This window comes from Micromonospora sp. CPCC 206061 (genome assembly GCF_036906915.1).
Classification (GTDB): domain Bacteria; phylum Actinomycetota; class Actinomycetes; order Mycobacteriales; family Micromonosporaceae; genus Phytohabitans.
The window spans coordinates 83,832-102,044 of record NZ_JBAKHX010000013.1 but is presented as its reverse complement, the minus strand read 5'-3'; the positions used below and the strand labels follow the sequence as shown (position 1 = coordinate 102,044).

The following is an 18,213-nucleotide window of genomic DNA, read 5'->3' as shown; positions in this document are numbered from 1 at the left end:
CTCAGTCGACGGTAGGTACGGACTGACAACAGGAGCAGATCGGTTTCTAAGGGAATTCTCAGGAACCTTTAGGACGACAGCGGCTCTACGGATCGTTTCACTTGGCCATGGAGCCAGCCATTGACTGACATCGAGGCTCTGGCCTACCGTCTGATACTCACAGGCATCGATAATGGCTAACGGCGCGAGCCCGCCAAGCACCGAACGATCCGTCATTCATCGATGCTCGTCAAGATAGACGAATGTGGAGTACCGGGCGCCGATCATGCGACCTCACCGCCCGCCCACCCAGCTCATGTCCGGCCACGCTCCAAAGTCGAACTCCTCGATGACCTGGACGATCTCGTCACCGGACGCGTCGTCCAGTTGGACAAACACCTCGACATCGTCAGGCAGGGTCAGGAAGAGCTGACCGTTCTCCGGTATCAGCCGGCCGCTCCACTCGCGAATCCGGACCGGCTCGCTGGCAGCCGTGGTCTCGAACCTCTGCGCCGTCGAAGCCCTGAGTCAGCTGCCACGGCTGCGACGGCCTGATCGAGGAGCCACGCACCCTGTTCGCTGCCAGAATGCTCGGATGGACGACTCGCAACGCAACGCTGACGACAGCCCGGGCGCCGGCACCGCGATCGCTCGACGCGCCTTCTTCGGCCGGGTCCTACTGGCGGCCGGCGCGACGACCGCCCTGATGGGACTGACCGCGTGCCCGGGCGGTGACCAGGACGATGACGACGACGATGACGACGACTAGTACGGCGCCCTAGCACGCGGACGCCGCCGACGCTGGACGAATCGACACCGGGCCATACACTGGCCGCACGAGCGTGAGCCGGCGGGCGTCGACGGGGGCTGACGTGTTGCGCATTCATTTCACCGCGGAAGACATCGGTCGGGTCCGGATCGCGCGGGAGCCGGACCCATTGTGGGAGACCGTCCTCAGCGTGTTCCGAATACGCCGGCCGGGTCCCGAACTGATCTTCGGGCGCTGGCACGGGCACGCCGTCCGCGCCTGCCGCCGTGCCGACCTCGACGTGTTGCAGGCCCTGATCCGCAACGCGTACTTCCCGGACTTTCTCACCCCGGCGGAGGGCGAGCTGGGCATGCCGGCAGCGCTCGACGCCCTGCGCTCCACCCCGACTCACCGGCTGCGCGGCGAGCTGACCCACCTGGCCAGGCTGGGCGGGCCGGCGCCGTCCTGGATGCGCCAGCTGGCCGACGGCGACCGGCAGGCCCGTGAACTGCTGGCCGACGCGGTGCGGTCGCAGTACGAGGCGGTGGTGGCGCCGTTCTGGACGCAGGCCCGCGCGCAGGTGGACGCCGACCGGGCCCGGCGCGCGCGGGTGCTGCTCGACGAGGGCAGCGAGGGGCTACTGCGCAGTTTCCGGCCGATGATGTGCTGGGCGCCGCCGGTGCTGGAGGTCGACGTACCGTACGAGCAGTCGCTGCGCCTGGACGGCCGGGGTCTGCTCCTGGTGCCGTCCTACCTGTCATGGGGCACACCGGACTTCCTGCACGACGACTCGCTGCCGCCGGTGCTGGTCTATCCGGTCGAGCACGACATGCGGCACGACGCCGACGCACGCACAGGCGTGATGTCGCTGATCGGGTACACGAGGGCCCTGGTGCTGGAGACGATCGGCGACGGGCGCACGACCACCGACCTGGCCCGCCTGGTCGGGGTGAGCGCGGGGTCGATAAGCCAGCACACGGCGGTCCTGCGCGAGGCGCGCCTGATCCGCACGACCCGGGCCGGCAGGGCCGTCCTGCACACCCTCACGCCGCTGGGTACGGCCCTTCTCGATGCCGGTTGAGCGGCGCGTCAACGCGGGCGGAGCAGCGCGCGGGCCTTGCGGAGGCGGTCCGGCGTGGTGGGGTCGGCGACCCGGCCGGCGGTCTGCCGGCGAGAGGCGGCCTGCGCGGTGGTGTCCAGCCGCGCGGCGACCCGGGCGAAGGTACGGTCGTCGGACCCCGCCACCAGGTGGAAGTGTGACGCCGTCCCCGGGGTGAGGTCACCGCCCCAGACGACGGTGCCCTCGCAGTGATGTCCTTCCTTCGCTCGGCGTGACACGAGCATCCGCCGCGGGAGGTGGCCGGCACGACACCTTTCAGGCGTGCCTGAAAGGTGTGGTGACCATGTCGTGGCGATCCGCAGGATGAGCCGCACCGAATCCGCGTACACCTGGAGGACAGATGCGACGCTCGACGACACTGCTCACCCGGACCGTGACCGCGGTCCTGCTGCTGTTGGCGCTGACCGCCGTACCAGCCCTGACCAGCCCGGCCGCGGCAGCGGCCCCCGACGGGAAGACGTTACTGCGGACGACCACGATCCGCTCCGACGACGGCAAGGTGCTGCCGGCCCGCACCTACCGGCTGGCCAACGGCTACACCGAGACCGTCGTCGACCCGGCGGCATTCCAGGCGCTGCTGGCCTCCGCGGCGTCGTCGGACCCCTGCGGGTTCGTGTGTGACGGCAAGGACCCGAATTCGTACGGGGTGCTCGGCATGAACGGCCACACCTATCTCTGCGCCAACGACGCCTTCTCGCCGAAGACCCTGAACAATGGCAACTCCACGGTGGAACTTCGCTACAGCCCGCGATGCCGCACCGCCTGGACGCGGGGCTGCTGTTATGTCAACTTCGCCGGCTTCGGGTACTGGGGCAACGGCGCCTACCGCAACGCGGTGTACGCCTGGGGTCAGAACAGCCGGATCAAGGTCTGGACGGCGATGCTCAACGACGCCGGCCTGCTCTACAAGGCGTGCCAGGACACCCAGGTCGGCGGTTCACCCGAATGGCAGTGCACCGGCCTGTACTGAGCCCGTGATCAGGGCGTCCCTCAAGTTGCCCTATCGGCTTGAGGGACGCCCTGATCACGGGAGTAGGTGGGTTGGGCGGCAGCGCGGAGGTCGCCTGGTAGCAGTCGCTCTCGACCAGTACGCCGGTGGCGTGGTCGGAGCCGATCAGCTTGAGCGCCGCCGGGCTGAGCCAGATGGTGTGCAGGTCGGCGCTGAACAGCGCGACCGGCTGGTTCGCGTCCATCCGATAGGCGTCCGCACTGCTCATTCGAGGTGTTTGCGAACGGCGGTTCGGGCTCGCTCGTAGGCGCTTGGATCGTCGTGCAGTAGGGAGATGGCGTTGGCGGTCTCCAGGAAGGCGATGAGCTCGAAGGCGAGCTGGTCGGCGTCGGTGTCGCCGGGCAGCTCGCCGAGCTGGCGGGCGTCTTCGATGGTCCGCGCCATGAGGCGGGTCCAGTCCTGGCTGGCCCCGGCGACGGCGTCCCGCACCCGGCCCGGGCGGGCATCGAACTCCGCGGTGACCGCGAAGAAGAAGCAGCCGCCGGGGAAGACCCGCCGCTGCGAGTAGCTCAACCAGTTCTCGCACAGCTGGCGCACCCGCGCCCGGCCCGGCGGCACGGCCAGCGCGGGCTGGATGACCTCGTCGAGATAGACGCCCGTCGCGATGCGGATGGTGGCGAGCTGAAGCTCCTCCTTGGAACCGAAGTAGCCGAACAGCCCGCTCTTGCTCACGCCGAGGTCGGTGGCCAGCCGGCCGATCGTCAGAAGCCCCTGCAGGGTAGATGCGGATCGGTGTCGATCTGGCAGGACGAACAGGCCCTGCATCGATTCGTGGCCCGGCCCGACCACGTCACGATCATGCGACGCTTCCGGGGTCGCGGACGATTGAGGTCGACGACATGGACCGCCGCTCGACCCGGCCCCGACATCTGGCCGCAGGCCCAGTCGTACCTGTCAGGTGACGAAACCGGGGTCAGATAGCTCGCGCGGAATGCCTCGGCGGTTGCGGCGAACGCAGTTGGGTGGTCCACCCAGGGAAGTGCCCGAGGTGGCCGCGCAGCTCCTCGACGTCCCGGGCAAGCCGGCCGACCGGTACGTCGCAGCCTGCGACTCCCCCGTGCCACGGTTGTCCAAACAGGATCAACGCCCGGTCAGGTCACGCCTGCCCACACCGGATGCCGGCACCGTGCCCGTGGTCCAGCAGCTGCCCGTTGCGTTCCTCCTCACACGTCCACCCCTGCTCGGCCAGCACCTCGCGGCTCTGCTCGGCGTCACTCCACAGAACCTTCCGGTCCGACAGGACCTGGTACTCCTCGTGGCCCTTGCCGGCGAGCAGGATCGTGTCACCGGGCTCCGCCCGCGCGATGAGCGCGCGCAGCGCCGCGCCACGGTCGAGGCGCACCTGCACGTCACAGGTCGAGTCGGCCTCACGCGTGCCCGCGACGATCTCGGCCGCGATCTCCGCCGGGTCTTCGTGCTGCGGATTGTCGGACGTCACCATCACGACGTCCGCGAGCTCGGCGGCGATCCTGCCCATCGGCCGGCGGTTCTCCGCGTCACGTCCGCCCGAGTGGCCGAACAACACCATCAACCGTCCCATGGTGTTGGCGCGCACCGTCCGCAGCACCGTCGCCAGGGCGTGCGGCGTGTGCGCGAAGTCGACCAGCACCTGGAACGGCTGTCCGCAGTTGATGCTCTGCAGACGCCCGTCGACCGTGGTGACCGCGGCCGCCGCGATGACCGCGTCCAGCGAGACGCCGAGGCTCATCGCCGTGGTCGCGGCGGCGAGCCAGTTCGCCACGTTCATCATCCCGGGCATCGCGGAGACCATCTCCCCCTGGCCCCAGGGGGTGACCAGGGTAAAGCTGCTGCTGTCCGGCCCGAGCTTGATGTCGCGGGCCATCACGTCCGCCGCGTTTTCGATGCCGTACGACAGGATCCGCTGCGGGCCGCTGCGGCGGATGACGGCCGAGGCCGGATCGTCGGCGTTGACCACACCGACACCGTCCGGCGTGGTCTCGGCCACCATGGCGAACAGCTTGGCCTTCGCCTCCAGGTAGTGCTCCATCGAGCCGTGGAAGTCCAGATGCTCGGGGCTGAGGTTGGTGAACACGGCGGCGGCGAAGGCGCACCCGCGAACCCGGTCCAGCGACAGCGCGTGCGAGCTCACTTCCGTCACCGCGGCCGTGCAGCCCGAAGCCACCATGTCGGCCAGCATCCGGTGCAGATCACCCGCCTCGGGAGTGGTGAAGCCGAAGTGGGCCGGCGCCACGCCGTTGCCGGTCGTCATTCCCATAGTGCTGAGACGGCCCGTCCGCTGGCCGCCCGCTTCCAGAGCCGCGTGAATCATGTGTGTCGTCGTGGTCTTACCGTCCGTACCCGTCACCCCGACCAGGCGCAGGGCCTGGGCGGGGTTGCCGTACACAGCGACTGCCAGATCGGCGAGGGCGGCGCGAGCCGAGGGAACCCGCACCACCACGGTGTCGCGGGGCGTCTCGACCGCACCCTCCGTCACGACGCCGGCGGCACCACGCGCCAATGCGTCATTGACGAAGCGGCGCGCGTCGTGGCGTTCGCCCGCAATGGCGACGAAAAGGTCACCCGGCCCAACCCGCCGGGAGTCGTGCGTGATGCCTGAGACCAACCGGCGGGCATCGCCCTGCACGAGCCGGGCTGTGGGAACGGCCGCAAGGACGTGTCCGACGTTCAAGATCTGCCTCATGCCCTACAGACGTTTGAACCCCCCTGCGCGGTACATCCCTTGCGGCAAATTACATAGGAATTTCACAGGTGGCTTCCGGTAAGTACACAGCCAACACTGATCAGTCACCGTCCGTGCACGGCATCTCCCAGGTGCCCAGGTACGCCCTGTACTCCCCGCCGAATGACTGCTTGAACTGTGTGAAGCCGGCCCACGGGTGGTCGGGCTCATCGGCCGGAGCCGCACCCACGAAGTCGAACGTCGTCTGGCCGCGCGCCTGGGCGTCGAGAACCATCGTGGCGAGCATGACGGTGCCCGAGTGCAGGTTGCGGGCCTCCAGCAGGCTGCCGCTGTGCGCGTAGTACCGCGTGGTCGGGCTGTCGTAGACGATGGAGGCGGCGACCGGCCGGTCGCGATGCCGCGCGACGTAGATGGTGGCCGCGTCGCGCTCCATCAGCGCGGTCGCCTGCTTGCGGTAGTAGTCGTCGTCGTGTGGCTGCATGCCGGTGTTGCTGGCCACATCGTGAATCATGTCGAGCAGGATCGCCACGTCGGCCGGGTCGGTGCTCGCCGCGACCGCAAGGTCCTTCTTGTACGCGTTGCGGTAGCGGTTACGGATGTTCGCGGCGAACTCGCCGATGAGTTCGTCGCGGGTCTTTCGCAGGTCCTGCACCCATGTCAGGGCGGGCTGCATGTTCCGCCGCGCCGGCTGGTGCCCGAGGGCGAGCAGGTCGTCGCGGGTGACCGGGGCGTACGGTTCCGACCGGATGAAGCCCGCCCCCTCCTGGCGCCCCAACGCGAGCAGGGCGCGCACCGCCTCGGCAAGGCCTTCCGCCGTGACCGCGACCGGGCCGTAGGGACAGTACAGCCGGGCGTTCTCGCCGGCTCGTTCCACCACGGCCATGCACTGCCAGTCGTCGCCGCTGCCGAAGTACACCTCCCGACCGTTCAGCCGTTGGAATGCGGCCCAATGGCTACTCTGCAGGAAATGACCACCGTGGGTGAACAGCCTTCGATCCCACGCTTCATCGGAGATCACCTGCTGCCATGGGGTTGACAAACTCAGCGACATCAGCACTTCCACCTAAAGGCTCGAACGGTCATTGTCTTGACGTGACGCACGGCGCGGTTGGTTGCGTCGGTTCGCCAGCGGGCTTCAGGCCCAGGTCAGGCGACCAGCGTGACGGCGAGGGTGGCGTTGTCGCGGCCACCGGCGTCGAGGGTGTCGGCCAGCAGGGCGGTGACCATCTCGCGTGGATGGTCACCGGAGCTCAGCACCTGTCCGAGCCGCTCGTACGACACCTGCTCGGCGACACCGTCCGTGCACAGGCAATACACGTCACCGGGCCGGAGCGTCACGTTGAGCACGTCGGGTTCCGGCGAGTCCGGATGGCCCATGTAGCGATGCAGCATGTAGCGCGCGGCGGCGGCCTGCGGTGAGTCGGCGGGGTACGAGCCGTACAGGGTGCCCAGCCAGGCGGCCGTGTGGTCGACGGTCAACAGCTCCAGCAGGCCGTCACGGAGCCGGTAGGCGCGGGAGTCGCCGATCTGAGCGATCCAGGCATCGCCCTCTTGGTCGGGCACGAGCGCGGTCAGCGTGCAGCCGGTAAGGGAATCGAGCCGCGCGCCCTCGGCCCGCACGCGTCGCTGCGCCGCGGCCACCGCGCCGCGTATGGCGGCCGGGCCGAACGGCCCAGGGGCGGCGGCCCGCACCGCGGCGACGAAGACATCGACCGCGGTACGCGAGGCCACCGCGCTGCCCTCGCTGTCGCCCATGCCGTCGGCCACGACGGCCAGCGCCGGATCGTCGCCCAGGTGGAGCACGTCGAAGTTGGCGCGGTAGCGCCGCCCGATTTCGGTCCCGCCCGCGAACGTGAGCGTCCTGGCGCCGTCGCGTGCCACGAACTGCGTCGTGCCGTCGATCGTCTCCACCCCCGACAGTCGTGCCAGCCGTCCGGACAGCGTCGCACACTCGCGGAATGGACCCTCGCGTACGGCCCCAGGACATTCGAGACTTCGTGCCCGCATCAGCCTTCGGAGATCCGGACGCCAACAGGCAGCTGGTCGCCTGGATGCACGAGTACAACCAGAGCCGCCCCCGCGGAGCAACGATTGGCCTTCCACGGCTTCGAGCCGTCGACCGTCGTCAGCGCGCTCTGCGTAGGTCTGGATTCAGCAGTGCGGCCGCTCCGGCGGCCGCGCAGCAGGCGGAGCTGACGGCCAGCACGGTTCCGGGCGAGAAGGTGTGCAGGGCGAGGGCACCGAACGCGGCGCCGACGGGCGTAGCGGTCGCCAGCAGGCTGCGCTGAACGGCGAAGACGGTGCCGTGTCGTTGCGGTGGAACCCACCGCTGCAGCGCGCCGGTCTCGATGGTGGTGTACGGGCCCCAGAGCAGACCGCCAACGAGGAAAATGACGGCCGCCGCGAATGCGGAGTCCACTGTGGCCAAGGGCAGCATCGTCAGACCCCAGACGAGGGCACCGCCGCCGTTGACGAGGCCGGGACGGTGCCGGGCCAGTACCGGCGCGACCGACAGCGACAGCAGCGCACCGGCGCCGAACATGGCCCAGAGCAGGCTGTAGGTGCCCTCGCTGGCGCCCAGATGGTCGCGGACGAAGCCAGGACTGGCGGTCTCGAACGGCCCGTAGACCAGGTAGTACACAGTAGACAGAGCGATGATCGCGGTGACCCGCGCCGGCCAGGCCGGCGGGCGCCCGGAACGCGGGGCAATGGACCTCACGGCGGCACCGGGAGCGGGCGTGGGCAGCCGCAGCGCGAGAAGGAACGCGGCCACGACCATCGCGGCGGCCACGAGCAGGCTGCCGCGTACGCCGGACAGCGCCATGGCTGGCCCGACCAACGCGGTGCCGACCAGCAGCGGCATCTGGTCACCAACCGCCACCGTCGCGTTCGCCCGGGGAAGCTGGTTCTGCGGCGTGGTCCGCGGCACCAGCCAGCGGACCCCGGCGTACGTGGCGGGTGAGGACAGGCTCGCCAGCCCGCCCAGAACGAGTACCGCCGCCAAGGGAACGGTGCCCGATCGGACCGAAGCCGCCAGGACCAGCAGCAGCCCCGCACGCATGGCCGTGTCGAGCAGGATCAGCGGCCGGGCACCCCACCGGTCGATACACCTGCCGATGAGCACGCCCGAGATCAGGATCGGCAGCCGCAGCGTCAACACCACGAGCGCGGTCTGGACCGGTGACCAGCCCTGCGGCTGCGCCACCCAGAGCAGCAGGAACAGTACGAACGTATCCGACGAGTTGCCCAGCAGGGCGACCGCAGCCGCCGTCCGCACCGGTGTGGGAACGCGCGAGCGTGGCTGGCGCGTGCGAAGCACCGCCGCCCGGCAGGTCATGGCGCGTACGCCTCGACGCTGCCGTCGACCGGGCAGTCGTTCCCGCAAGCCGCCCAGGAGCAGGTCCGGCAGGTGGCGTCCGCCTCGCTGCGCCGCCGGGTGCTGGCCAGCAACGCGGCGGCCAGGCTCTGCACCACCAGCTCCCGCCGCGAGGCGGGCAGCCCGTTCAGGAGCTCGGCGACCGCCTCGTCGCGAGCCTCGTGCCACCGCCGCAGGGCAGCCCGGCCATCGTCGGTGGCGTAGAGCGGAACCCCACGCCCGATCGAGGGTCCGCGGCGGACCATCCCCCGGCCGGCCAGCCGGTCGATGAGCCGTACGGTGCCTGACTGGCTCAGCTCGATCCGGCCACGCAACCACTCCACCGAGCAGCCCTCGTGCGTGGCGATCAAGGTGAGCGCGCTCAACTCTCGCTGCTCAAGCCCTGTCGAACGGGCCACGGCATGAAACCGGTCCGCCGCGGCGGTGACCCAGGCCGCCACGATATTTCCTGTATGCATGACTCATACATTTCCGGCGTCAGCGGGTTTAACCGGAGCGACAATGGAAATGTTGCCGAGCATGTCCGACCAGCAGAAATCCGAGCCCACCCAGGAACCACCCGGCACCCTCGACGCGATGCGACTCAAGCCCGACCACGGCGAGCAGACCTACCGAGGTTCGGGACGCCTGGATGGCAAGAAGACCGTCGTCACCGGCGGTGACAGCGGCATCGGCCGGGCGGTCGCGATCGCGTTCGCGCGCGAAGGCGCCGACGTGCTGATCGCCTACCTGAACGAGCACGACGACGCGAAGGACACCGCGAAGCTGGTCGAGCAGGCCGGTCGCCGGGCCGTCCTACTGCCCGGCGACCTCGCCGACCCGGGGCACTGCCGGGCCGTCGTGGACCGCGCCATCGCCGAGTTTGGCGGGATAGACGTGCTGGTCAACAACGCCGCCTACCAGATGACCCACGAGACCGTCGACGAAATCGACGACGACGAGTGGCAGCACACCTTCGACGTGAACATCACGGCGATGTTCCGGATCGTGCGTGCCGCCCTGCCGCATCTGAGCGACGGCGCGTCGATCATCAACACCAGCTCGATCAACTACGACGCGCCGAAACCGACGCTGCTGCCGTACGCCACCACCAAGGGTGCCATCGCCAACTTCACCGCCGGCCTGGCCCAACTGCTCGGCGAGCGCGGCATCCGGGTCAACGCCGTAGCGCCGGGCCCGATCTGGACCCCACTGATCCCGTCGACGATGCCTCCCGAACACGTCGCCGAATTCGGTAAGAACACGCCGCTGGGCCGCCCGGGCCAACCCAAGGAGGTCGCCCCGGTGTTCGTGCTGCTCGCCTCAGACGAGGCCAGCTACATCTCCGGCGCGATCATCCCGGTAACCGGCGGCAAGCCCATCCTCTGACAACTGGCCTGAGGCTCAGACCTGGACGACGACGCGTTCGGCCACCTCGACGAGCTTGGCGTGCGGCACCACCTTCGGTCCGCTGAAGATGACCATCCGAAGCTCGTCCTCGTACGTCACCGCGACGGCGACCACCCGGATGCCGCCTCCGGTCACGTATCCGACGCCACCCGCGCCCAGACCGTCGATCGGGGTCGTCTTCACGCCGCTCGCTTCGGCGATCGCCTCCACCGCCGCCGCCGCGTCAGCGGCTCGGTTCGGCCGGGTCGACACGATGAGGCTGAATGGCTCCTGCGAACCCTTGCCGTACGTGCAGCCGTGCCGGATCCTGCCCTCCTCCAGGCGCTCCACCGGGTCCTCTTTGGCCGTCAGCTTGGAGGCGGCCGAGCCGCCCAGTACGTCGACGACCACGCCGGCGGGCAGCAACTCACAGGCCGAGGTGATCTTCACGAGCCGGGCTGGCGCGCTCGTCGCCGGCGCCTTCGGCGTGTCCGACGCGTCCGGCGTCGCCGACGACACCCACTGGGCGGGCGACCCGCCCGCGCCATCCGACTCAGCGCCACATCCCGCCACGGCAAACGCCATCAGGCACGCCACCGAAATCCTCAACACCCTGCCCGGCATGATCGACCTCCCCAGTCGGCCGATCACCTTACCGGTCCAAAGCCATCACCGATCATCTCCCCCATGCGGTCGTCACGGGGCGGCACGCCGAAGTGGGCGCTGAAGCGGCTGACTCATCCGGCGTTCGGTGGGGGCGCCGTGACGGGTTCGAGCAGCGCGGCCGTCGGCATCTGGTGAAGGTGCCTGGCCCAGTCGAGCGGGGTCCCGTCGAAGCGCTCGTCGCGAAGGTCGGGGTCGGCGCCCAGGTCCAGCAGCCGGCGGGTGAGTTCGACGTTTCCGTTTGCCGCGCTGTGGTGCAGCGCGGTCTCCCAAGCCGCTTCGACGGGGGCGTCGCCGCGCCCGTAGGCGTTCACGTCGAAGCCGAGCTCCGCCAGCAGCGTTACCGTCTCGGCGGAAGCCTGGGTCGCGGCCCACACCATCAGCCCGGGACGGCTGCGGCGAGCCTCGGCCAGTGCGTCGGGATGCGCGACGCGGATCTGGTCTACTGTGGATCGATCGGCTCGGAACGCCGCTGCGATCAGGTCGCGCACCGGGTCGGGGCTCGGTGGTGTGGCGCCCTGGGCTACGAGGTAGTCAGCGATCTCGGTGTCGCCGTTGACGTGGGCCAGTTCGACCGGCGTCCTGCCGTCGCCGGGGCTCCACGCGGGTCCGCCACCCTCGAACCGGGAGCGGAAGTCGACGCCGTGCTCGACCAGCAGCCGCACCCGGGCTGGCTGATGATGCTCGACCGCCCAGCGCAGCTGGACGCGGAGCAGCTGCGCGGGCGTGCCCAACCCAGCGATCCGTGCCTTCCACGGGCCGCCGTCGCCGCTGCCAAGCCCATACTCGAACAGCAGCTCCAGGTGCGAGTCGTCGGACGAGAACATGCGGTTGTAGAGGGTCTGGGCGTCGTTGGGGTCGGCGCCGGCGTCGAGCAGCAGCCGGCCCAGCGCCCGCCAGTGCGGATGGCGGGGCTGGCGCTGCGGGCCCAGCTCGCCGTGGCCGAACACCCCGGTCAGCAACGTGAACGGCGACGGTAGGGCGTCGAACAGGTAGCCCTCGTTGGGATCGGCGCCGCCGTCGAGCAGCCGCCGGGCGGTCGCGAGCACGGGGCCGGCCGGTATGGCTGTGTCGAACCGCGAGTAGACGAGGTAGTACAGCGGTCGCCACCCCAGGGGGCCGCCGCGTTCGGCTACCCGCCGCGGCTGCTCGGCGAGCAGCCGGCTGACGTCGTCCGGGCGGGCCGCCGCCGCGGCGGCCCAGATGTTCGCCTTGGTCAGGTCGGGATGCTGGGCGAGCAGTCGCCGGGCCTGCTCCCAGCGCACCGGCCCGTCCTCACGGCTGTACGTCAGGCAGGCGAGGCGGCAGAACTCTCCCGCCGGGTCGTCCACAGGTGCCGCACCAAGCCCGGTCTGCCAGCCGTGTTCGGCCACGGTCTCCAGGTATCGCGCGAGGCCGGGCCAGCTGCCGAAACCGTATTCGCGGGCGATGACGAATTGTGCCGCGCTGAGCTGGATGGCGCCGGAGTCGTCGGGCGACGCACCGCGATGGTGGCGCGCCAGCCGCGCCAGGGCCTCGGGCTCGCCGGCTCGAACCGCCCGCTGCAGGGCACGGGCCTGCCGGCGAAAGCTGTCGAGGTGCGGACGGTCGGGCATGTCCAGGGTTGGCACAGCGGCCTCCTCTCGTCTGCCTGATGTCCGCTCGGTCAGGCCGAAAGGAGAACGATGGTGACACGAGGTGCACACACCAGGTGGGCTGAGCCCATTTCCGCGGACCGGAGGCTTCCTGGCAGCCACCGCCATTCTAGCCAGCTCGATCAGGGGGTTGAAGATCACCGGGTAAAGTCCGGTGCCATGCCGGAGGAGTCGCGCCTGATCCAGAGCCTGCGTTCGGCCGTCGCCGCGGCACCCGAGGACGTGCCCCTGCGCCTGCACCTCGCGGAGCTTCTGCTGGACGCCGCCCGCCCCGACGCGGCCGTCGCGGAGGTGGCCGTCGCGCTGCAACACGAACCGGGTGACGCGCAGGCGCGAGCGTTGATGGCCCGTGCCATGGGCGCGCCCGCGGGCGCCTCCGACGCCGCACCGCCCCGGTTCGTCGAGGCTCCGCTCACCGTCGACGGCAGCGGCGACCCGGGCACGGCGGTCGGCTGGGACGTCGACGCGCCCGGCACGGTGCGCCTCGCGGACGTCGGTGGCATGCAGCAGGTCAAGGAACGGCTGGAAGCGGCCTTCCTCGCACCGATGCGCAACCCGGAGCTGCGCAAGCTGTACGGCAAGAGCCTGCGCGGCGGCTTGCTGCTCTACGGCCCGCCCGGCTGCGGCAAGACCTTCATCGCACGCGCGGTCGCCGGTGAGCTCGGTGCAGGCTTCCTCTCCGTGTCCATCAACGACGTGCTCGACATGTGGATCGGCAACTCCGAGCGCAACATGCATGAGATCTTCGCCACCGCCCGCCGGCAGGCCCCATGCGTGGTCTTCCTCGACGAGCTGGACGCCCTCGGCGGCAAGCGGAGCCGCACCCAGAGCAGCGGCATGCGAAACACGGTGAACCAGCTACTGACCGAACTGGACGGCGTCGACGCCGCGGCCAACGAGGGCGTCTTCGTACTCGCGGCCACCAACGCTCCCTGGGACGTGGACCTCGCTCTGCGCCGGCCCGGCCGGCTGGACCGCACCGTGCTCGTGCTGCCACCCGACGCACCGGCCCGCGAGGCGATCCTCCGGTACCACCTGCGCGACCGGCCGATCGAGAACGTCGACCTGGGCAGGCTTGTCAAGGCCACCGACGGCCTCTCCGGCGCGGACCTGGCGCACGTCTGCGAGACCGCGGCGGAGGTGGCGCTGCTCGACTCCGCACGATCCGGCAACGTACGCATGATCGGAATGACGGATCTGCTCGACGCCGCGAAGTCCGTGCCGCCGTCCGCCGAGCCCTGGTTCGCGGCCGCCCGCAACGTGGCCATGTTCGCCAACGACGGCGGGACGTACGACGATCTCCTGGCGTACCTGAAGAAACGGCGCATGCTGTGACCCTGCACCCCATGGTCGAGCGCGCCGACGCGCTCATCGACCTCGGCCGGTTCGACGAGGCCGCGGCCCTGCTCGGGCGCCGGCTGGCCGAGGATCCCGACGACGTCCGGGCCTGGACGAAACTGGCTCGGTGCCGGCTGGCCGCCAAGGACCCCGAGCAGGCGCTCGACGCGATCGACGAGGCCCTCCGGCGCAGCCCCGACGACATCAACGCGCTCTACATGCACGCCCAGGTGCTGCGCCGGGCGAAACACCTGGAGGTTGCCCAGCGCTGGCAGCAGGCCGAGGCGTCGCTTCGCGCGGCCCTCCGCGTAGATCCCCAGAACAGCGCCGTCCACGCCGCGCTCGGCGAGTTCGTGCTGTTCTACCCCCATCGGCGCGCCGAAGCCCTGGAGCTGGCCCGGGAGGCCGTCCGGCTCGACCCGGAGGACGTGCGGGCCTACGAGTCGCTCTGGATGACCGCCGCCGGCGCGTCGGACACCGACACCTACAACTGGGCGCTGCGCCAGGTGCTTCGCTTGGAACCCACCAATGGCCGCGCCCTGATGCTGGTCAGCGGCCAGGAGGCCAACCAGCCCGGCGTCACGGCCGGCCGCGCCGCGGAGATTTACGCCGACGCCCTCGCCGTACACCCGGACAGCCCCGGCCTGCGCATGGACCTCGACCGCGCGACCTACCGCATGCTTCGCGGCGTCCGCTGGCTGGCGCTCATCTGCCTCGCCGCCGCCGGCGCCATGGTCGACCTGTTCCCCACGGAGGGGGAAGCGGTACGCGAACTTCCGGTGCCGCTCGGCAACCGCCTCTGGGTCCTCACCATCATGGCCGCGATCTGGGGCTTCGGCGCCTGGCGCCGATACCGACGACTGCGGGCCGGCGTCCGGTTGAACGTACGGTCACTGGTGCGTCGCGGCAGGTGGGCGCGCATCGTGCTCGCCCAGGCGTCCTGGACGACGCTCTGCGCCCTGCTGATCTCGCAGCTGCCGTGGACCGACCACACCGTTCCGCAGGTGCTCTTCTGGGCCGGCCTGCTGCCCACCCTGTCCACCATCTGGTTCGACCGGCGAAAGCCCCGCTAGCCGCAGTGCTCGAACGGGCTGTTGTAGGTGACACCGCCGGCCGAACCACCCCAGGCGATGCAGACCCCGGCGGCTTTGACTCGCACCGGACCGGCGTAGTACTCGAAGGAGCCTTTGTCGGTGGTCCGGGACTCGTCCTGCGGCTGTAGGTATGCCGAGACGCTCGTCTTGGCGCCGACCGAGGTGGTCTTGAGGGTCACCGAGCAGTTGTTTCCGTTGCTGGAGTTGTAGAGCAGATACACCTTGCCGAACCGGCCAAGGGCCGCCGAGTCGATGACCTCGTATCCACTGCCGCAGACCTGTGACGGCGTGTACGGGTTGGTCGTCGAGCCACCTGTGGACGATGGCTTTGGTGTCGGGCCGCTGGACCTCGTAGGCGGCGGCGTGCCGGTCTCGGCCGGGGCCGCCGTGGTGCGCGAGGCGCTCGGCCGTGCCGGCTGGACCGGCCCGTCGGTGGCCGGCCCGATCCGCTCCCCACCGCGGTCGGCACCTGAGGCGGAAGCCTCCACCGCAGTGGGCCCCGACGCCTGCCGCTGGCCCGGATCTGGGCGGAACGCCGTGACGGCTAGCACCGCGATCAGCGCGAGTACGGTTGCCCCCGCCACCCCGGCAAGCGTGAGGTTTCGCCGGCGGTTACCGCCGCTTACAGGCCGGACCTCCGTCGGCTGCTCCGCGACCGACGGGCCCGGGCGGAGTTGGGCGAACGGGTCGACGGGGGGAAGCGGGACGACCGAAGTGGCGGCATCGCCGGTATCCGCCGGAGGCGACAGGGCAACGACGGAGGTGGCGTCCTGTGCGGCTCGGATGGCCGCTGCGAATTCGGCGGCGCTCGGATAACGGTCGGCAGGGTCAGTTGCCAGTGCGCGCGTAACCACCGCCGCGACCGGCGCCGGGACGTCCGCCGGCAGGGCCGGCACCTCGCCCTGTACGCGCTGGAGCACGACCTGTAGCGGGTTGTCACCGGTGAACGGCGGCCGCCCGGCCAGGCAGTAGTAGGCGACCACGCCAAGCGCGTAGATGTCGGTCGCGGGCGAGACGAACTGGCCGGAAGCCTGCTCGGGTGACATGTAGTGCGCCGAGCCCAGGATGACGTTCGGGCGGGTAACGCTGGTCAGGTCGGCGGACCGGGCGACCCCGAAGTCGACCAGGACGACGGTGCCGTCCGGCCGGACCAGGAGATTGCTCGGCTTGACGTCGCGGTGGACGATTCCTGCCTCGTGCGCGACCTGCAATGCTTCCGCGGCTTGTGCCACGACCGATGTGGTCTCCGCCACGCCGAGCCGCCCTGCCGTCCTTATCCAGGCCGACAGCGACGTGCCTTCGACGTACTCCATGACGAGGTAGTCGAGTCGGCTGTCGCCGACCACCGCCTGCTCGCCGTAGTCGTGCACCTGCACGATGCCGGCATGGCGCAGGCTGGCCACGAGCCTCGCCTCGGCCCGGAACCGGGTGATGAACTCCGAGTCGGACACCAGAGCCGGCAACAGCACCTTGACCGCGACGCTACGCCGGAGCAGGACGTCGGTGCCGCGCCAGACGTCTCCCATGCCGCCTGTGGCGATGCGTTCTTCCAGCTGGTAGCGGTTGCTGAGCACAACTCCCGGAGCAAGCACCCGACCACGCTACCCGCCACGCGAGCACCGTCAGTTGCCGCCGCCGTCGCCCCCGTCGCCGCCGTGGCCCGCGCCGCTTTCGCCTCCGAAGGCGCCGCGGGCGTAGCCGTAGCGGCCGTCGTGGACGGATAAATCACCGCGGATGCCGCCAAGTCTGAGGGGTTTACCCGGCCCGCCGACATGTTGCAGGCAGATCATGCCGCGAGGCTGGAAGCATTCGCCGCGGCCGCCGCAGTCGACCAGGTAGCGGTGGCCGCCTTGGATGCGAAGGTCTTGATCCACCCGGAAGAGCAACGGCAGGGCTGTTGGGCCGCAGCCTTCGTCCCGCCGGGCGTAGCTGAGCGTTGCCAGGGTGCCAGCAGCGGTCGTATGCCTCGACGAGCGGTCCAGAGGGCGCCCGAACGCGGCCTCGCAGAAGGCGGCGTAGTCGCGTACGTCCAGCGCCAGCTCCTGCCACAGATCGTCTACGACCACGGATGGCATCGAAAGGGTCGCCCTGGGATGGCGGGCAACGAGCCGGAACCATTGCCGGGTCGCGTTTTCAACCAGACGAATATCGTCGGCGCCTAGATTGTGCTGGTTCATGAGACGCTGGCGCACTCTGGCGGGAAACTGCAGATGGTCAACGACAGCAACTCGGTGAGTCGAGCGGTATTTCCTTAGCCTGGTCCAGATCATATGGCTGACCTCGATTCGCTCGACATACGAGCGGTGGCCTTCATGATACGTCTCAGCCGCGAAGCGAGGTCTCGCTTCGCGGCCATTGACGTTGCTGCTCAAGCTACCTGATCGCGACCACGGTGAGGGAACGGACGCCCCCGGAGCCATCGGTAACGACCTTGAACGTCCCGGTTTTGACGATCCGGCATTGGTGGACGCCGGCCGCGTACTGGCAGGAAACCGCGTTGGACGGGGTGACCGTCCGCAGCCCGGGGCCGAGATTCTCCACCCGCAGAACCGCACCGAGCCTCATGCAGACGGCCCACCAGGACGGTCCCGCCTCGGAGGCGTCGATGGTGTGCGTCTGACCCGACTGGAAGCAGGCGGGCGAGGACCGAGACGAGCTCTTGGCCACCACGACGGTGAGCGTGCGGACCTGATGTCCATTGTCGATCGTGAACCGGGCCGTTCCCGGCTCAACCAGTCGACACATCCGGACGCCCCCTTCGTACTCGCATTCGGCCTTGTCCGGCGTGCTCTGCGAGAAACCCTCGGGGCCGAGGTTCGCGATCCGCAGTACGCCACCGACCGCGATACACAGTTGCGGCCAGGGCCCGGTGTCGGAGACGTTGATCCGGTATTCGACCGCTCCCAGACAGGGCGGGCTGTGACCGGTGTTGATGGGACCCGGTTTGGGGCTATTGGCTGGCTTCGTAGTCGGGCCGGCGGGCGCCGTGGCACTTGGTGTACTGCTTGGGGTCGCGCTCGGGCTGGCGCTGGGCGTCTGGACGGGCAGTGCCTGTACCGGGTTGGAACCACAGGCCGCCGCGGCCATAGCGGCCAGCCCCAACGCGGCGAGCGCCGGGAAGCGACGCAGGTGAGCGATACGCATGATCAGAAACTCCTTTTCGATTGGCCTTCACTTTGTTCGTCTCCGCGGCGAGGGCTTTGGTTCGCGACGGCGCCTATC

At 69.8% G+C, this 18,213-nt stretch carries 18 protein-coding genes; 6 read left to right on the top strand and 12 right to left on the bottom strand.

Annotated features, from left to right (window positions below):
• Window positions 1–574 precede the first annotated feature (574 nt).
• Window positions 575–748: a hypothetical protein gene (locus V6V89_RS13050; RefSeq protein ID WP_334619326.1), complete on the top strand. Its 174-nt coding sequence runs from the start codon at window positions 575–577 to the stop codon at window positions 746–748.
• A gap of 103 nt (window positions 749–851) precedes the next feature.
• Window positions 852–1,808, top strand: a complete 957-nt coding sequence (locus V6V89_RS13045) for an ArsR/SmtB family transcription factor (RefSeq protein ID WP_334619325.1) — start codon at window positions 852–854, stop codon at window positions 1,806–1,808.
• A gap of 8 nt (window positions 1,809–1,816) precedes the next feature.
• Here V6V89_RS13045 and V6V89_RS13040 read toward each other — a convergent pair whose 3' ends face one another.
• Window positions 1,817–2,065 carry a hypothetical protein gene (locus tag V6V89_RS13040; protein WP_334619324.1) on the bottom strand — a complete coding sequence of 83 codons (249 nt, stop codon included), beginning with the start codon at window positions 2,063–2,065 and terminating at the stop codon, window positions 1,817–1,819.
• Between the two features lie 122 nt (window positions 2,066–2,187).
• On the opposite strand from V6V89_RS13040, the gene V6V89_RS13035 reads away from it, so the two are divergent.
• Entirely contained in the window at window positions 2,188–2,817 is a 630-nt protein-coding gene (locus V6V89_RS13035) for a DUF2690 domain-containing protein (protein WP_334619323.1), read from the top strand.
• A gap of 243 nt (window positions 2,818–3,060) precedes the next feature.
• On the opposite strand, the gene V6V89_RS13030 is transcribed toward V6V89_RS13035, so the two are convergent.
• From V6V89_RS13030 to V6V89_RS13005, 6 genes are all read right to left on the bottom strand, one after another.
• Window positions 3,061–3,645, bottom strand: coding sequence for a TetR/AcrR family transcriptional regulator (locus V6V89_RS13030; protein WP_334619322.1), 585 nt, complete (start codon window positions 3,643–3,645; stop codon window positions 3,061–3,063).
• A gap of 307 nt (window positions 3,646–3,952) precedes the next feature.
• Complete coding sequence (locus V6V89_RS13025; RefSeq protein ID WP_334619321.1) at window positions 3,953–5,518, bottom strand: UDP-N-acetylmuramoyl-L-alanyl-D-glutamate--2,6-diaminopimelate ligase; 1,566 nt, start codon at window positions 5,516–5,518, stop codon at window positions 3,953–3,955.
• A gap of 100 nt (window positions 5,519–5,618) precedes the next feature.
• Window positions 5,619–6,569, bottom strand: coding sequence for a lipid II:glycine glycyltransferase FemX (locus V6V89_RS13020; protein WP_334619320.1), 951 nt, complete (start codon window positions 6,567–6,569; stop codon window positions 5,619–5,621).
• Window positions 6,570–6,664: 95 nt separating this feature from the next.
• Window positions 6,665–7,429, bottom strand: coding sequence for a PP2C family protein-serine/threonine phosphatase (locus tag V6V89_RS13015; protein ID WP_334619319.1), 765 nt, complete (start codon window positions 7,427–7,429; stop codon window positions 6,665–6,667).
• 214 nt (window positions 7,430–7,643) lie between these two features.
• Entirely contained in the window at window positions 7,644–8,855 is a 1,212-nt protein-coding gene (locus V6V89_RS13010; RefSeq protein WP_334619318.1) for an MFS transporter, read from the bottom strand.
• The gene (locus V6V89_RS13005) at window positions 8,852–9,352 is read right to left on the bottom strand and encodes a MarR family winged helix-turn-helix transcriptional regulator (RefSeq protein WP_334619317.1); all 501 of its coding nucleotides are present in this window, start codon (window positions 9,350–9,352) and stop codon (window positions 8,852–8,854) included. The genes V6V89_RS13010 and V6V89_RS13005 overlap by 4 nt, the downstream gene beginning before the upstream one ends.
• Before the next feature lie 61 nt (window positions 9,353–9,413).
• Between V6V89_RS13005 and V6V89_RS13000 the strand changes: the two genes are divergently transcribed.
• Complete coding sequence (locus tag V6V89_RS13000) at window positions 9,414–10,262, top strand: glucose 1-dehydrogenase (RefSeq protein WP_334619316.1); 849 nt, start codon at window positions 9,414–9,416, stop codon at window positions 10,260–10,262.
• Between the two features lie 15 nt (window positions 10,263–10,277).
• Here V6V89_RS13000 and V6V89_RS12995 read toward each other — a convergent pair whose 3' ends face one another.
• Window positions 10,278–10,886: a hypothetical protein gene (locus V6V89_RS12995; RefSeq protein WP_334619315.1), complete on the bottom strand. Its 609-nt coding sequence runs from the start codon at window positions 10,884–10,886 to the stop codon at window positions 10,278–10,280.
• Window positions 10,887–10,999: 113 nt separating this feature from the next.
• Window positions 11,000–12,535 carry an ankyrin repeat domain-containing protein gene (locus tag V6V89_RS12990; RefSeq protein WP_334619314.1) on the bottom strand — a complete coding sequence of 512 codons (1,536 nt, stop codon included), beginning with the start codon at window positions 12,533–12,535 and terminating at the stop codon, window positions 11,000–11,002.
• A gap of 183 nt (window positions 12,536–12,718) precedes the next feature.
• Between V6V89_RS12990 and V6V89_RS12985 the strand changes: the two genes are divergently transcribed.
• Together V6V89_RS12985 and V6V89_RS12980 are read left to right on the top strand one after the other, a co-directional pair.
• Window positions 12,719–13,894: an ATP-binding protein gene (locus V6V89_RS12985; protein WP_334619313.1), complete on the top strand. Its 1,176-nt coding sequence runs from the start codon at window positions 12,719–12,721 to the stop codon at window positions 13,892–13,894.
• Between the two features lie 11 nt (window positions 13,895–13,905).
• On the top strand, window positions 13,906–14,970 hold the full coding sequence (locus V6V89_RS12980; RefSeq protein ID WP_334619312.1) for a tetratricopeptide repeat protein: 1,065 nt from the start codon (window positions 13,906–13,908) through the stop codon (window positions 14,968–14,970).
• Here the strand turns inward: V6V89_RS12980 and V6V89_RS12975 are convergent.
• The 3 genes from V6V89_RS12975 to V6V89_RS12965 are packed head-to-tail and all read right to left on the bottom strand — an operon-like array spanning window position 14,967 to window position 18,135.
• Window positions 14,967–16,583 (bottom strand): serine/threonine-protein kinase, encoded by a 1,617-nt coding sequence (locus tag V6V89_RS12975; RefSeq protein ID WP_334619311.1) that lies wholly within the window; start codon window positions 16,581–16,583, stop codon window positions 14,967–14,969. The two genes, V6V89_RS12980 and V6V89_RS12975, sit on opposite strands and share 4 nt — an antisense overlap.
• Window positions 16,584–16,613: 30 nt before the next feature.
• Entirely contained in the window at window positions 16,614–17,363 is a 750-nt protein-coding gene (locus tag V6V89_RS12970) for a hypothetical protein (protein WP_334619310.1), read from the bottom strand.
• Between the two features lies 1 nt (window position 17,364).
• The gene (locus V6V89_RS12965) at window positions 17,365–18,135 is read right to left on the bottom strand and encodes a hypothetical protein (RefSeq protein ID WP_334619309.1); all 771 of its coding nucleotides are present in this window, start codon (window positions 18,133–18,135) and stop codon (window positions 17,365–17,367) included.
• Between the last annotated feature and the right edge of the window lie 78 nt (window positions 18,136–18,213).

Bases quoted from the DNA above. Each gene is read 5' to 3' on its own strand.
- V6V89_RS13050 (WP_334619326.1), top strand. From the start codon at position 575: ATGGACGACTCGCAACGCAACGCTGACGACAGCCCGGGCGCCGGCACC.
- V6V89_RS13035 (WP_334619323.1), top strand. From the start codon at position 2,188: ATGCGACGCTCGACGACACTGCTCACCCGGACCGTGACCGCGGTCCTG.
- V6V89_RS13025 (WP_334619321.1), bottom strand. From the start codon at position 5,518: ATGAGGCAGATCTTGAACGTCGGACACGTCCTTGCGGCCGTTCCCACA.
- V6V89_RS13020 (WP_334619320.1), bottom strand. From the start codon at position 6,569: ATGTCGCTGAGTTTGTCAACCCCATGGCAGCAGGTGATCTCCGATGAA.
- V6V89_RS13010 (WP_334619318.1), bottom strand. From the start codon at position 8,855: ATGACCTGCCGGGCGGCGGTGCTTCGCACGCGCCAGCCACGCTCGCGC.
- V6V89_RS13005 (WP_334619317.1), bottom strand. From the start codon at position 9,352: ATGCATACAGGAAATATCGTGGCGGCCTGGGTCACCGCCGCGGCGGAC.
- V6V89_RS13000 (WP_334619316.1), top strand. From the start codon at position 9,414: ATGTCCGACCAGCAGAAATCCGAGCCCACCCAGGAACCACCCGGCACC.
- V6V89_RS12995 (WP_334619315.1), bottom strand. From the start codon at position 10,886: ATGCCGGGCAGGGTGTTGAGGATTTCGGTGGCGTGCCTGATGGCGTTT.
- V6V89_RS12985 (WP_334619313.1), top strand. From the start codon at position 12,719: ATGCCGGAGGAGTCGCGCCTGATCCAGAGCCTGCGTTCGGCCGTCGCC.
- V6V89_RS12980 (WP_334619312.1), top strand. From the start codon at position 13,906: ATGGTCGAGCGCGCCGACGCGCTCATCGACCTCGGCCGGTTCGACGAG.
- V6V89_RS12965 (WP_334619309.1), bottom strand. From the start codon at position 18,135: ATGCGTATCGCTCACCTGCGTCGCTTCCCGGCGCTCGCCGCGTTGGGG.